At 62.5% G+C, this 14696-nt stretch carries 13 protein-coding genes and 1 pseudogene; 5 read left to right on the forward strand and 9 right to left on the reverse strand.

What is annotated here, in order from left to right; genetic code table 11:
- Positions 1–3 precede the first annotated feature (3 nt).
- The gene (locus tag BANT918_RS04065) at positions 4–372 is read left to right on the forward strand and encodes a carboxymuconolactone decarboxylase family protein (protein ID WP_101619055.1); all 369 of its coding nucleotides are present in this window, start codon (positions 4–6) and stop codon (positions 370–372) included.
- A gap of 52 nt (positions 373–424) precedes the next feature.
- A complete protein-coding gene (gene ltaE, locus BANT918_RS04070; RefSeq protein ID WP_101619056.1) occupies positions 425–1441 on the forward strand; it encodes a low-specificity L-threonine aldolase in 1017 nt (338 codons plus the stop codon).
- 261 nt (positions 1442–1702) lie between these two features.
- Here the strand turns inward: ltaE and BANT918_RS17660 are convergent.
- Together BANT918_RS17660 and arr are read right to left on the reverse strand one after the other, a co-directional pair.
- A pseudogene (locus tag BANT918_RS17660) lies at positions 1703–2482 on the reverse strand (MFS transporter); the annotation flags it as partial.
- Between the two features lie 68 nt (positions 2483–2550).
- Positions 2551–2961 carry an NAD(+)--rifampin ADP-ribosyltransferase gene (gene arr, locus BANT918_RS04080; protein WP_101619057.1) on the reverse strand — a complete coding sequence of 137 codons (411 nt, stop codon included), beginning with the start codon at positions 2959–2961 and terminating at the stop codon, positions 2551–2553.
- Between the two features lie 257 nt (positions 2962–3218).
- Here arr and BANT918_RS04085 point away from each other — a divergent pair, with 257 nt between their 5' ends.
- Entirely contained in the window at positions 3219–4529 is a 1311-nt protein-coding gene (locus BANT918_RS04085; RefSeq protein WP_101619058.1) for an Nramp family divalent metal transporter, read from the forward strand.
- A 5-nt stretch (positions 4530–4534) separates the two neighbouring features.
- On the opposite strand, the gene BANT918_RS04090 is transcribed toward BANT918_RS04085, so the two are convergent.
- The 7 genes from BANT918_RS04090 to BANT918_RS17160 all read right to left on the reverse strand — a co-directional run bounded on the left by BANT918_RS04090 (position 4535) and on the right by BANT918_RS17160 (position 11564).
- Complete coding sequence (locus BANT918_RS04090) at positions 4535–5785, reverse strand: ATP-binding protein (protein WP_101619059.1); 1251 nt, start codon at positions 5783–5785, stop codon at positions 4535–4537.
- A 155-nt stretch (positions 5786–5940) separates the two neighbouring features.
- Complete coding sequence (locus BANT918_RS04095; RefSeq protein WP_101619060.1) at positions 5941–6963, reverse strand: aldo/keto reductase; 1023 nt, start codon at positions 6961–6963, stop codon at positions 5941–5943.
- Positions 6960–7481 (reverse strand): MerR family transcriptional regulator, encoded by a 522-nt coding sequence (locus BANT918_RS04100; protein WP_101619061.1) that lies wholly within the window; start codon positions 7479–7481, stop codon positions 6960–6962. The genes BANT918_RS04095 and BANT918_RS04100 overlap by 4 nt, the downstream gene beginning before the upstream one ends.
- Before the next feature lie 246 nt (positions 7482–7727).
- Positions 7728–9014: a TRAP transporter large permease gene (locus BANT918_RS04105; RefSeq protein ID WP_101619062.1), complete on the reverse strand. Its 1287-nt coding sequence runs from the start codon at positions 9012–9014 to the stop codon at positions 7728–7730.
- Complete coding sequence (locus tag BANT918_RS04110; protein ID WP_096160025.1) at positions 9014–9592, reverse strand: TRAP transporter small permease; 579 nt, start codon at positions 9590–9592, stop codon at positions 9014–9016. The genes BANT918_RS04105 and BANT918_RS04110 overlap by 1 nt, the downstream gene beginning before the upstream one ends.
- A 2-nt stretch (positions 9593–9594) precedes the next feature.
- Positions 9595–10638 (reverse strand): TRAP transporter substrate-binding protein, encoded by a 1044-nt coding sequence (locus BANT918_RS04115; protein ID WP_096160024.1) that lies wholly within the window; start codon positions 10636–10638, stop codon positions 9595–9597.
- 245 nt (positions 10639–10883) lie between these two features.
- Entirely contained in the window at positions 10884–11564 is a 681-nt protein-coding gene (locus tag BANT918_RS17160) for a GntR family transcriptional regulator (RefSeq protein ID WP_167389373.1), read from the reverse strand.
- 154 nt (positions 11565–11718) lie between these two features.
- Here BANT918_RS17160 and BANT918_RS04125 point away from each other — a divergent pair, with 154 nt between their 5' ends.
- Both BANT918_RS04125 and BANT918_RS04130 read left to right on the forward strand, forming a co-directional pair.
- On the forward strand, positions 11719–12906 hold the full coding sequence (locus BANT918_RS04125; protein WP_208618005.1) for a CaiB/BaiF CoA transferase family protein: 1188 nt from the start codon (positions 11719–11721) through the stop codon (positions 12904–12906).
- Positions 12907–12911: 5 nt separating this feature from the next.
- Complete coding sequence (locus tag BANT918_RS04130; RefSeq protein ID WP_101619064.1) at positions 12912–14630, forward strand: FumA C-terminus/TtdB family hydratase beta subunit; 1719 nt, start codon at positions 12912–12914, stop codon at positions 14628–14630.
- Positions 14631–14696: the final 66 nt, after the last annotated feature.

The following is a 14696-nucleotide window of genomic DNA, read 5'->3' on the forward strand; positions in this document are numbered from 1 at the left end:
AGAGTGTCACGCGCCAACGTCAATCGCCCCTACATCGACAAGGTCCACCCCGAGGTCTACAAGCCCATGATCCAGGCCGCAGCAGCTTCGCGGAAGGCCGGGGTCGAGGAACTCAAGCTCGACCTCCTGCCCACCTGGCGTGAGGCCGAGATCTTCGACGATCAGGAACGTTCGGCTCTGCTGCTGGCGGAGACGCTGACCGTCATCGACAAGGCCGCCGACCGGGATGCGATCGCCGCCGAAGCCGGCGAATACCTCAGCGCCGACCAGATCTCGGCAGTCGAATGGACCGTGACGCTGATCAACGCGTTCAACCGCATCTCGATCGCCAGCAACCACCCTGTCGCCCGCCCACGGACCGCAGAGAGCTGAGAACGCGGCCGAGCCAGGCCGAGTGCACAACCCTGATCGAAAGGACCACCTGTTGACTGCGCGAATCGATTTCCGCTCCGACACCGTCACCACACCCAGCGAGGGAATGCGCAGGGCCATGGCCGACGCCGAGGTGGGCGATGCCGTCTACGACGAAGACCCGACGACCAACCGGCTCGAGTCGATGACCGCCGAACTCCTCGGCCAAGAGGCGGGACTGTTCTTCCCCTCCGCCACGCAGGCCAACCTCGCCGGCATCATGGCCCACTGCGGCCGCGGAGACGAATACATCGTCGGCCAGACCGCACACGCCTACCGCGACGAGGGCGGGGGAGCCGCGGTGCTGGGATCGATCCAACCGCAGCCATTGCCCAACGAACCCGATGGCATCATCGACCTCGAGGCGATCACCTCGGCGATCAAACCCGATGACTTCCACAACCCGATCACCAGGCTGCTGACGGTGGAGAACACGTACAACGGTCGTCCCCTGCCCGAGGACTATGTGCGGGATGCGACCGAACTGGCTCACAGCCGTGGTCTGGCGACCCACCTCGACGGGGCGCGGATCATGAACGCGGCCGTGGCAGTCGGGGCTGAACCGTCGTCGATCACGGGCAGGTTCGACTCAGTGTCACTGTGCCTGTCGAAGAGCCTGGGCGCTCCGGTCGGCGCGCTGCTCGCCGGTTCGAAGGAGCTCGTCGCACGTGCCAAGCGCATCCGCAAGACTCTCGGCGGTGGAATGCGCCAGACCGGAGTGCTCGCCGCTGCAGGCATCTACGCTCTCGAGCACAATGTGAGCCGGCTGCGTGAGGACCATGATCGGGCGACCCGGCTGTCTGAGGTCTTCCGAGAGTTTCCCGAGCTCGGGGCCGGCCAGGCGCGGACGAACATGGTCTTCCTGTCTCCGGACGACGTCGATATGAAGGCCTTCACCTCGTTCCTCGCCGAGCGCGGCATCATCACCGGTGGCGGGCACGGGGGCCAGCGCTGGGTCACGCACCTCGACATCGACGACGAGGCGATTGAGAACGTCCGTCGGGCGTGCAAGGAGTTCTTCGGACGGTAGGTTCGCAGGCCTCAGCTCTTGTGCGGGCCCGCGTAGATGCGGCGGCTGACGACGATGGCGACGGCGCATGTGATCGCGAACAGCAGCGTCCACTGATTCTTGTCGCCGAGTCCACCGCCGAGCGCGGCGCCGGCTGCGCTGCCAGCGAAGAGGGTGCCGGCGAAGAACGAGACGACCGTTCCGCGAGCCTGCGGCAGAACACCGGTCGCCCCACGTCTGCAGGGAGGAGTGTTGGAAGGACCAAGTCGTGCCGAGCAGGAGTGCGGCGATGATGACCGTGGTGATCGACAGGTGCACGGCGAGGAGTCCGAAGGCGAGCACCGTCGCGCTGCCGCCGATTGCGATGAGTCGCGGCATTGACAGGCGAGAGCTGAGGGCCTTGACCATGCGGCTGGTGATGATGACGCCGACACCGTATGCGGCGGTGGCCAGGCCGGCGATCGCAGCGCCAGTGCCTTGGGACTGCAGGGCCGGGGCGAGCAGGGTGAGGACCCCGAGGACCACGGCGCCTTCGATGTAAGCCAAGCCGATGACGATGAGCACCCACCGGTGGGTGATTGCGGCACGGATAGTGGCAACGACGCTGCCTGGCTGCTCCCTGGACGGTTCAGACAGCCGGCGCAGACCGAAGGCGCATCCGACGGCGAGGACGGCCGGGATGGCGAAGACCACTCGCCAGTCGATGAAGTGGGCGAGGACGCCGGCCGGTGCTGTGGCACTGGCGGTTCTGACGGCGATGGCGGCCATGAGATCGGTGAGTGCGGGCTGACGATTCGCCTCGTCGACGGTGTCGCCGACATAGGTCATCGAGGTCGGGACGATGGCTCCGTAGAACGCACCGGACAGGGCGCGAGTGATGACGAGGATGCTCAGTGTCGGGGCGAAGGTCGCCGCCACGCCTGTGAGGGTTGCGCCGAGGTCGTGGGCCACGAGAACGATGAGCGGACTGATCGCGAAACGGTCGAAGCTGGAGACGAACGCGGCCAGCGAAATCGACAGCGGGGGACGCGTTGGCGCGGGAGGGACTTCGTCGGGGCCCACGCTCGACTACTGCACTCCGAGCCGAGAACCACCTCGGCGGTCGACGGCATCTGAGCAGGTCAGAATGCTCAGTTGATGATCTTCGCTGTGGGGTCGGCGTGGAGTTTCGCCAGTTTGTCCCGCCAGTCCTGAAGCTCCTCGGGAGTCAGGCGTTTGAAGTCGGTGACCTCACGGACGACTCGTAAAGGGGCGGTGCTGCGATAGGACCGGGTGGGATTTCCCGGGAACTTCTTGTCGGTGACGTTTGGGTCATTCTCAAAGTCACCGGTCGGCTCGACCTCATAGACATGAGGCTCCCCGTCCAGCGCGGTGATCTCCGCGGCGAGGCCCGCACCATCGGTGAGTGCGGTGAAATAGATGTGGTTCATGACAACCTCTGGCCGGTAGTTCGAATTGAACCCTGCTCTCAGCAGGTCACCGACCTCCAGTTGAGCCTTGGTGCCATGGAAGAACGGACCTTCTTCGAGTGCATCAGTCATGGCGTCGAATATACGCCCGGAGCCTGGAAACGACCCCCAGCTGTGGAGGATAAAATGGAACCCAGCAGCCCTATTCTTCGGCTTTGAGCCAGGGCTCCTTCCCGGGTTCTGAGACTTAAATCCCGACATGTGACGGTCTCGTCCATACTCATCTGAGCGAACGACACCACCGTGCACGGCATCCGTGCGAATGAAGCTCATTCAGACGCCGCCAGAGCCGTCGCCGACGAACCCCATGAAGGAGCCACACCCCTCCCATGCCCTCCGAGACGACGACACAGACGAAGGGCGCCACCACCTCGGCGCCCGCATCATTGACCGGGCGGCTGCGACTGATCGGACCGGGCATCGTCCTCGCCCTGGCCAGCGTCGGTGCCTCGGACATGATCACGACAATGAACTCCGGTGCCGAGTACGGATTGGCGCTCGTCTGGGTCTTCACCGTCGGCATCATTTTGAAGTTCGTCCTCTCCGAGGCTGTCTCGCGACTGCAGATGAGTGGGGATCGATCCCTGCTGTCTCACCTGACGACCTTCGGTGGACGGCTGTTCCCAGCCCTGTTCCTCATCGCCGAACTCCTCGTCGGCCTCTTCTTCGGCGCCGGCGTCATCGCCGTGACGACGAACATCCTGCAGGCACTCTTCCCCGTGCTGTCGTTCTGGCCGACCGCGGTCGTCGTTCTGCTCTCCGCCGCGATCCTCGTCGGCATCGGGCGCTACAGCGTGGTGGAGAAGGCGATGATCGGCTTCGGGATCATCATGTTCTTCGGCATCCTTGCGCTGGCGATCTCCGTGCTCCAAGGGCAGGGCGCCCAGGAAGTGGCCGTCGAGACCATCGCTCCGACCTTCCCGAACGGGTCGAGTATCACCGTCATGTCACTCATCGGCGGGGTCGGCGGAGCCACCGGAATCCTCGCCTATTCGTTCTGGATCCGGGAGAAGTCCTGGCGTGATGCCGCGTGGAAGCCAGTCGTGCGCATCGACCTGTTCATCAGCTACGGGCTGGTCTTCGTCTTCGCCGTGGCCATGAGCGCGGTGGGCGCCTTCATCCTCTACGGACAGGGCTTCACGATCGCCGACAACGGCTCGCTCTTCGCCATCGCCGACAACCTGGTCTCTCGCATCGGCGAACCTGGCCGCATCGTCTTCCTCATCAGCTTCCTTGCCGTCGTCTACACCAGTGTGCTCGGCGGTTTCTCCGGCATCGCCTATGTCACCGCCGACTGCATCCGCGTCCTCAGGCGGTATCCCCACCAGGACAAGCCCGAGTTCGAGATGTCGGCGAAGTCAGTCGAGTTCCGTGGAGTGCTCGTCTACCTCAGCATCGCAGCGTTGGTGATCATGAGCTTGGGCAAGCCGGTGACCCTGGTTCTCATCTACGCCGCAATCAGCGCCTTCATCCTGCCGGTGCTCGCGTTTGCGCTCCTCGTCATCCTCAACCGTTCATCGGTGCCAGCCGCACTGAGGAACAAGGGGTTGTCGAATGTGCTGCTCACCGTGTGTTTCCTGCTGTTCGGATTCCTTGCCGTGCTGCAGGTGCGGGAGTCGTTGATGGGGCTGCTGGGGTAATTTTCTCAAGGACCAAGCAGGGCTAGCGGCACGACAGCGATTCCGTCTTTGCGGCGGTAGGCCGTTGTGCCCGTGGTGACAACAACCAAGTCGGCGACGCGATCAGGGATCTGCTCTCGGAGCCAATGCAGATGCTTCACATCTGAATCGGAGACATCGGCAGCCAGCTTGACCTCGATACCGACGATCGCGCCGTCCACGCCTTCGACGATGAGGTCGACTTCTCTGGCGCCCCCATGCAACCGGAGGTGGCTGACCGAGGCTTCGGCCGCTTGAGCCATGACACGAACGCCCAATGTCACAAGTGACTCGAACAGAGGTCCGGCAAGATGCGCTCCTCTGGGGGACAATAGTGATTCTGCGGTCTGGTTGAGAAGGTTGGCGGCGAGAGCGGGATCGGCCAAATGATGTTTTGGGGCCTGTTGCAGGCGTCGGTTCGGATTATTGTTCGGCACCCAGCCTGGGACTGGGTCGAGGAGCCACAGTTGGCTGAGGTGGTCTCTGTAGGCGATAGTCGTGGTCTTCGCTGGTTGCGTTCCATCACCACCTGTTGTCGTGTCGAGAAGGCGCGAATATGCCGTTGTCGTTGATGAAGCTGCGGCATAAGCGGCCAGCCACCGTCTGAGTGTTTCTGGACGCCTGACAGTGAATCCTAGGTCAGGCAGGTCTCTGTCGATGATTCTCTGAAGGTAGGCATCAATCATGCGGCGTTGGACTCGGGGCGCGGTATTCATGATGCCAGGGAATCCGCTGGAAGCGATGGCTCCGGCGTAGTCGGTCAGCAGAAACGCGGATGTCCCGGCGATTGGCGAGCGCTGTCCTGACAAGAGCCGAGTCAATGAGACCGTCGGCGTGACAAGTCCGCGTTCGTGCACACCCATTGGACGCATACGGAGGGACAAGATGCGTCCCGCTCCGCTATGTGTTCCAGAGGTATTGACCGGTGATGCGGATCCGGTGAGAATAAATCGTCCGTACGGCGCACCCGTGTCCACCACTCGTCGAACTGAATCCCAGACCTGCGGCAGTTGCTGCCACTCGTCGAGGAGCACCGTGCCCTCTGGGATTGACTTCAGTGAGAAGTCAGAACGAAGGACGTCACGTTGAGCTGGGTCATCCAGATACCAGGCCTGATCCGACCTGCGCAATGCCGTATCGGTCTTTCCGATGCCTTTGGGGCCGTCGATCGCTATTGCCGCGGTTTCGTCAAGCAGCTCGTCTAGCTCGAGATCAATGGTGCGCGTTAGGTATTTCATGGAGTATGTCCTTTGGGCCGCTACCCGCGATACCGAATCAGTGATTCGCGGGGATCTGGCTTCCTACACTACTATTTCGCAAGTCTATACGCTACCTTTTATCGGCTTCACACGCTACTATTTCTCACGCCCATACGCTACCTTTTCGCGCCACTTTACTCCCGACCGGAGCTGATCCACGTCGGGTTGTCGACGATATTGCGGGTGCCCTCCACCAGCGCGCGGATGGAGTCGAGTTCCCTCATGTCGTCGGCATCAAGCCGCAGGTCAGCGGCCCCGAGGTTCTCAAGCGCACGTTCGGGCTTGCGTGATCCTGGGATCGGCACAGCGTTAACACCCATCTGCGCGGCACGGTGGAAGAGCCAAGCCAGCGCCACCTGAGCGTTGGTGGCATCGTGACGGCGGGCCACCTCGGCGACGATATCGACGATCTTCTGGTTGGCGTCCCAAGCCTCACCCATGCGCTTGGTGCCGCCGCGGAAGTCATCGGCGACCTGCTCCTTGGTCAGGGTGCCGGTGAGGAAACCGCGCCCCAGGGGACTGTACGGCACGAACCCCACCCCGAGCTCGGCGCAGGCGGGCACCACATGGTCTTCGACATCGCGTGACCACAGGCTCCACTCGGACTGGAGTGCGGCGATCGGATGGGTAGCGTGAGCTCGCCGCAGCTCTTCGGATGTGACCTCCGAGAGCCCGAGGTGGCGGATCTTGCCGGCTTCGACAAGTTCGGACATGGCGCCGACGGTCTCTTCGATCGGCACATCAGGATCCGGGCGGTGGTGGTAATAGAGGTCGATCGTGTCCACGCCGAGGCGGCGCAGCGAAGCATCGCACGCTGAGCGAGCGTATTCCGGGCGTCCATCGGTGCGTTTGGCCGAGGCATCCGTCCCATCCCTGGGAGCGGTGATACCGAACTTCGTGGCCAACTGCACCTCGTCGCGTCGGCCCTTGAGGAACGGGGCGAGCATCTCCTCGTTGGTTCCAGCTGGTCCGGTGGCGCCTTCGCGGGGTTTGCCGTAGACGTCGGATGTGTCGAAGAAGGTGATGCCTGCGTCGACGGCTGCGCTCAAGGTGGCTCGGGCCGCGTCATCGGTGGTGCCGCCGTAGACGTGGGACAGGGCCATGCAGCCGAAGCCGATGGGGGAGACGGCGAGGTCGCCGAGGTGGGTGGTGGTCATGATGGATCTCCTTCAGTGTGGTGGGAGCTTGGTGAGGTGTTTTCCGGTGTGCGGTTGTCATTGGGTGCCCCGCCGTATTTGACGATTTTGTAGTCGGTGGTGACGAGGGCCAGCTCCAGTTCGTGAAGCTGGGAGACGATGCGCTCACGTTGGTCGAGCATGATCTGCAGTCGTTGCTCGGTGGTCGCTTCACCAGCACGGACAAGGTCGACATAGCGACGGAGTTCGCTGATGCCCATACCGGACGTGCGCATGCGAACAAGGAAGTCGAGGCGTTCAACGGTCGACTGATCATAGGTTCTGTGGCCCGACTGGCTTCGCGGCACTTCGATGAGTCCGGCGCGTTCGTAGTAGCGGGCGGTGTGTGCGGTGATGCCGAGGTGCTCGCAGACTTCGGAGATGGACAGTTCGCTGCCGTACTCGGTCGACAGTGCTCTGCGGATTCTCGGGTCTCTGATCGGCAGTGGCGGGGCAGGGGTGGTGACTGGTGTCGCTGGGCTGGCTGGTTGGTGTGCCATGGAATTAAACCTACGGCTTTGAGCGCACTCTAAGTCAAGGGTTGGGGTGAAGAAATTCGCGGGTTGGAGTGACGGTCAAATGCGTGTATCGCACTTTGCAGACGAGTAGCCAGTCTGCAAACTGGCTTCTCGTCTGCAACCTGAGGCAAGAGTGTATGTAAACAGAAGGGCGGCGCATACGATTACTCGCATACGCCGCCCCACCTCGGCTCGGGTGCGCTAGGGTCCGTTAAACGTCGGCTGGCCCTACGACCCCACGAACGCCGTCGCGAAGAACGGCACGAAGGTCACCAGCGCCAGGGCTGTCAGCAGCACCAGCGCACTCGGGATGGCGGCCTTGGCCACGCGCATGACGCTCATACCCGACATGCCGGAGGCGACGAACAGGTTGAGCCCCAGTGGCGGCGTGATCATGCCGATCTCCAGGTTCATCACGACGATGATGCCGAAGTGGATCGGGTCGATGCCCAACTCCATGGCGATCGGCAGCAGGATCGGTGCCAGGATGAGGATCGCCGAGGACGTCTCCATCACACAGCCCACGAACAGCAGCAGGATGTTGACGAGGATGAGGAACTGCCAGGGCTGCAGGTCCCAAGCTGTGATCGTCTCCGAGATCGACCCTGGGATCCGCTCACTGGCGAGGACGAAGGTGAAGAGGATGCCGTTGGCGATGATGAACATGACCATGGCCGAGGTCTTCACCGAAGACAGCGTGACTTCCCACAGCTGCGAGATCTTGATCTCGCGGTAGATGACCAGGGACACCACCAGGGAGTAGGCGACTGCGACGGCCGCCGCCTCGGTGGGGGTGAACCAGCCTGAGTAGATTCCGCCCAGAACCAGGAACGGCAGCGCCAGGGCCAGGATCGCGTCACGGAATGCCTTGAGCTTGTCCACATTCGACATCCGGAAGCATTCCCCGGCGTTGCCGTAACCGTTCTTCCAGGCCACGAACACGGCCATGCCCAGCAGCATGACTCCGGCGAGGATTCCCGGCAGAATGCCGGCGAGGAACAGGTCACCGATGTTCTGCTCGGTGGCGATGCCGAAGACGATGAGCGGGATCGACGGTGGAATGAGGATGCCCAAGGACCCCGAGGTGGCCACGAGTCCGGTGGAGAACTCCTTCGGGTATCCGTTCTTGATCATGGCCGGGATCATCAGCGCCCCGACGGCCACGACCGTGGCAGGTGATGAACCGGAGACCGCTGCGAAGAACATACAGGCAAGCACCGTGGTGATCGCCATGCCCCCGCGCAGGTGCCCGACCATCGCGGCACCGAAGTCGGTCAGGCGCCGCGAGATTCCACCGCGGGACATGATGTTGGCCGCGAGGATGAAGAACGGGATCGCCATCAGCGGGAACGAGTTCAGCGCGTTGAAGAGCCGTTCCGAGACCTGGGTCATCGGGATGAGCGTGAAGTAGTAGAAGTAGACGAGGCTGGTCAGGCCCAGGGCCACCGCAATGGGCGCCGAGGTGACGAGCAGCAGAATGAGGACTGCAATGAGAACGAATGTTGCTTCGAGCATCAGCGATCCCCTTCCTTCGAATCGTCGTCGTCATCGATGGCGACATCCTTCACGTCGATGCCGACTGCCGCGGCCTCTTCGGCGAACACGTCCTTGTCGAGTGCCTCCGGTGGTGTCTTCACCGCACGGATGAGCATTTCGGCGGCGCGGATGAAGAACAGCGTCATGCCGATCGCCAGTGAGAGTTCGACGACCCACAGCGGCAGCTTGAGCGCCGGGGTGATCGTCGTGCGCGAGAAGGGTTCGCTGATCAGTGCCCAGGACAGGTAGGCGATGAAGCCCGCATAGATGAGAGTCATCAGGCCGCCGAGGACGACGAAGAACTTCTTCTTCTTGCCCTTGAGCAGCGTCGGCATGATGTCCACGGCCACGTGCTCGTTGTGGCGCAGGGTCACGACCGCACCGAAGAAGGTCGAGCAGATGATGAGATAGATGATGGCCTCTTCGGACCAGAAGAGCACGTCTCCGGTGATATTGCGCAGGAGCACTGCGAAGACCGCGAGTGCTGTGGCGCCGATGAGACTGGCGCCGGCCAGGAAGTTCTCGACCCGGCTCAGATACTTGTCGAAGGTCTTCATCGTCACTCACGTTCCTTGTCGCGCTGCAGGAGCTCGTCGACGACCTCAGGTCCGATGACATCGCTGTACTTCTCGTACTCGGATGGCACGACCATGTCCTTGAACGACTGACGTTCTTCCTTCGTGGGCACCACGATCTTCGTGCCCCCGGACTCCTCGATGAGCCGCTTGGATTCCGCGTTGACCTTCTGTGCTTCCTTGCGGTTGAACTCGGAGGCTTCATCGGCAGATTCGTCGACGACGGCCTGCAGGTCATCGGGCAGTTCGTCATACCAGCGCTTGTTCACGGTGAGGATGTAGCCGATGTAACCGTGATTGAGTTCGGTGACGTACTTCTGGACGGTGTGCATCTTCTGCGACTCGATGTTCGAGTATGTGTTCTCACCACCGTCGATGAGTCCCTGCTGAAGTCCGTTGTAGACCTCCGCGAAGGCCAGGGGCGACGGGATTCCGCCCCAGGTCTCGAACTGAGTGCGCAGCACGTCCGAAGGTTGGATGCGATACTTCTTGCCCTTCATGTCATCCGGGGACAGCGTCGCATTGTTCGAATGGATCTGCTTCATTCCCGAATCCCACAGGCCCAGAACCTTCAGTCCATTGGCCTCGAGGTCGGGGTTAGCGTAGATGGCCTTGCCGATCTCGGTGTCGGGACTGACGATCTCCGGGATCTCATCCGGGTGATCGAAAATGAACGGCAAGTCGAGAACCTGCAGGCTCGGCGCGATCGTCGTGAACTTCGCGCTCGCCGGGGCGAGCATCTGCACGGCGTTGGACTGCAGCGCCTGCATCTCGTCCTTGTCGCCGTAGAGTTCCGAGTTCGGGAACACCTCGACCTGGATGCGGCCATCGGACTTCTCTTCGATCTGCTTGGCGAAGAAGTCAGCGGCGAGTCCCTTCGGCGTGCTCGTCGAAGTCACATGGGCGAAGCGCAGTTCGAACTTCTCCTGCTTGCCGCTGCGCGCGGGATTGCACCCGCTCAGGGCCAGCAGGCAGATCGACAGGCAGGCAACCAGCGGTTTCCACCTGGGTCGTCGTATCGACGTCATCGTCAGCTCCAGTAATCGAGACCAGTGTCATGTCAGTCTCCGAGGTGACCAGTGCAGACATCGCAGTCTGCTGCACAATGCACGGCAACGTGCCTTGGCGGTGCGCTGAGTCACACAAGGAGTCAAACGATTTGAGCTTAGACGAGAATCAGTCGATTTCCAATATTATCTACCAAAGAATGCATTATTTCTTGAGTGTGGGAATCCAAGGGCGATGGATACAGAGAACGGGGGAGTGGGGCTGCTCAGTCCGCGTCGAAATCGAAGGGGTCGGAGATCGGCTCACCGGCCGTGGACTCGGCCAGGCGCAGGAATCCATTGGTGATGTGATCGCCGAGGTGCTTCGCCGCAGCGTCCGGATCGATGCGTTTCACAGCATCGACGATGGCCTGGTGCTCACTGTGGACCTGATTGAATCGGTCCGAACTGTCGAGGGTGAGATCCCAGGGAAAGGCCCGCCACCGGGTGGCGATGTCATCGCGCAGGGCCGGGAGTCCGCACCGATCGTAGAAGAAGAAGTGGAACTCCTCGTTGCGGGTGTTGCGGCCCATGGCATCGCCCTCTTCGCTGGCGGAGTCCAGTGCCTCGAGGAGCTTCTCGGCCTGGCGCAGCTCGTGACGGGAGATCCGGGTCGTGGCGCGGGCGATGGCGAAGGTCTCGGTCAGTTTGCGTGTGACGAAGAGAGATTTGAGGCGGTCGACGTCGACGCCGGCCACGCGCACGCCGCGATGGGCCTCGGAGGATACGAGGCCTTCGGATTCGAGGATGCGCAAGGCTTCGCGGACAGGAGTGATCGAGGCCTTGAACCATTCGGCGACCTCGTCCTGACGCAGTCGTTCACCGCGTTCGAGCTCGCGGCCGAGGATCTTCCGACGCAGGCCCAGGACGATCTTGTCCCGCTTCGTCGATGCTGATTCCTGCTCCACTCCACAGCCTTCCGTCGCCGCTCGTCGTGCCTCGCCAATTGCCTTCGCTTCGTGAAGTGTATCCCGCTGCAAGGTTTCAGCGTGAATAATGCATGATCCAGAGAATGATGTATTCTGTCGTGGAAAGCTTATGAAATCTCGTTGTGGAGGCCCCGTGCACGCCGAACTTCCGTTGTCCGGTATCACCGTCATCAGCTGCGAGCAGGCCGTGGCGGCACCGTTCGCCTCCAGGCAGCTCGCCGATCTGGGTGCGCGCGTGATCAAGATCGAGCGCCCCGGAACCGGAGACTTCGCCCGCGGCTACGACACCACCGTCAACGGCATGGCAAGCCACTTCGTATGGCTCAACCGCAACAAGGAGAGCCTGAGCCTCGACCTCAAGCACCCGCAGGGCAAAGCGATTCTCAAGAGCCTCGTCGCCGAGGCCGACGTGTTCATCCAGAACTTCGCCCCCGGAGCCGCCGAACGCTTGGGCTTCGGCGCCGATGACCTGCGCGGGACCAATGACCGACTCATCTACGCCTCGATCTCCGGATACGGACCAGACGGGCCGTACAAGAACGCCAAGGCATACGATGCACTTGTGCAGGCCGAAGCAGGATTGGTCTCCGTGACAGGGACCGAGGATCACCCCGCGAAGACGGGGATCTCAACGGCGGACATCTCCGCCGGCATGTACACCTATTCCGGCATCCTCACCGCCCTGTTCAACCGTGAGAAGACAGGCGAAGGCGCCACCCTCCAAATCAGCCTCTTCGACTCCCTCGTCGAATGGATGGGCTACCCCCTCTACTTCACCCACGGCAGCGGCACCCGCCCCACCCGGGCAGGGACCTCCCATGCGGCCATCGCCCCCTATGGTGCGTTCACCTGCGGTGACGGCACCCAGATTATGCTCGCGATTCAGAATGAACGCGAATGGAAGAGCTTCGCCACCCAGGTCCTGGGCCGTGACGACATGGTCACCGACGAACGCTTCGATCGGGCAGCCCACCGCTACGCCCACCGCGATGAGCTGCAAACCATCATCGAAGCAGTCTTCGCCGACTTCACCGGCGCGCAATGCGACGAGCTCCTCGAAACCGCCAAGGTCGCACACTCGCGGCAGCGGGACATGACTGAGATCGCCGATCACCCCCAGCTGGTCGAGCGTGACCGCTGGCAGGACGTCGGCTCCCCGGTCGGGCCGATTTCGATGCTCGTGCCTCCGGTCGAGATGTCCGGGGTCGAACCTCGGATGGATCCGATTCCCGATGTTGGAGACCATACGGAGTCCATCCTCGGCGATCTCGGAATCAGCACGGAGAAGGTTGCCGAACTCCATCGTGAAGGAGCCATCTGAACGCCATGGCCGATCAATCCGCACCCGCAGCTTCCACCGTCGCCTACACTCCGCTGCTGCCCACTCACGGTGACGGCCCGGCCATGCGGCGCCTCGACATCGACGGAGTCGAAACGGTCCACGCCGATGTGGCCGGCCAGTCCAGGTCCTTCCTGCAGGTGGCACCGTCGACGCTGACCGACCTCGCCGAGGTCGCGTTCAAAGAGGTCTCCCACTACCTGCGCACCGACCACCTGGCCAGCCTGCGCGCGATCATCGACGATCCGGAAGCCAGCGCCAACGACGTCTTCGTCGCACTGGACCTGCTGCAGAACGCCTCGGTCTCCGCCGGCGAAATCCTGCCCATGTGCCAGGACACCGGCACCGCGATCGTCTCCGCCAAACGCGGACCCAATGTGCTCACCGACGGTGACGACGCCAAACATCTCTCGGCCGGCATCCACCGGGCCTATGAGGAACTCAACCTCCGCTACTCCCAGCTCGCCCCGGTCAGCCTCTTCGAAGAGAAGAACACGGGCACCAACCTGCCCGCGCAGATCGAAGTGGGGTTGAGCCCAGCCGATGACTACGAGCTGCTGTTCATGGCCAAGGGCGGGGGAAGTGCGAACAAGTCCTTCCTCTACCAAGAGACGAAGGCCGTGCTCAACGAAGACTCGATGCTCGAATTCCTCGCCGAGAAGATCTCCACCCTGGGCACCGCGGCCTGCCCGCCCTACCACCTCGCAGTCGTCATCGGCGGACCCTCGGCGGAGTTCACGCTCAAGACCGCGAAGCTCGCCAGCGCCCACTACCTCGACGACCTGCCCACCACCGGTAACGCAACACTGGGTCACGGCTTCCGCGACACGGACTTCGAAGACACCGTGTTCAAGCTGACCCAGACGCTCGGCTTCGGCGCGCAGTTCGGTGGCAAGTACTTCTGCCACGATGTGCGCGTCGTGAGGCTGCCCCGCCACAACGGGTCACTGCCGATCGCGATCGCCGTGAGCTGTTCGGCCGATCGGCAGATCATCGCCCGCATCAACTCAGACGGCGTCTTCATCGAAGAGCTCGAACACGATCCCGCCCGGTTCCTGCCCTCGATGGGCCGCGTCGAGGAGATCGAATCGGGCAACGTCACCGAGGTGGACCTCGACCGGCCCATGCCTGAACTCCAGGCGAAGCTGAGCGAATTGACCGTCGGCGATCGGCTTTCACTGTCGGGCACGATGATCGTGGCCAGGGACATCGTCCACGCGAACCTGCGGCAGCGCCTTAGCGACGGCGGAGAACTCCCCGACTACTTCAAGGACCATCCGATCTACTACGCGGGACCGGCGAAGAACCCGGAAGGCATGCCCTCGGGATCGTTCGGCCCGACCACCGCCTCGCGGATGGACACCTATGTCCACCAATTCCAGGAAGCCGGCGGATCGATGATCATGCTCGCCAAGGGCAACCGCTCGGCGCAGGTGAAGAACTCCTGCGCCGAATTCGGTGGCTTCTACTTAGGCTCCATCGGCGGACCCGCGGCACGTTTGGCCCAGGACTGCATCACCGAAGTCGAGGTCCTCGACATGGAAGACCTCGGCATGGAAGCGGTCTGGCGAATCAAGGTGGAGGACTTCCCCGCCTTCATCATCACCGACGACAAAGGCCACGACTTCTTCGACACCACCGGACCCGACACCACCATCAGTCTCGGACGAACCAGAACGGCCAAGGACGGCGCCCAACTGGACTGAACCGGCCACAAACCACCGTTGATACGGTCACGCCGGGCCACCTCGGCGAGGCATACACACAGATTT

This window comes from Brevibacterium antiquum CNRZ 918, from assembly GCF_900169145.1.
Taxonomy (GTDB): Bacteria; Actinomycetota; Actinomycetes; order Actinomycetales; family Brevibacteriaceae; genus Brevibacterium; species Brevibacterium koreense.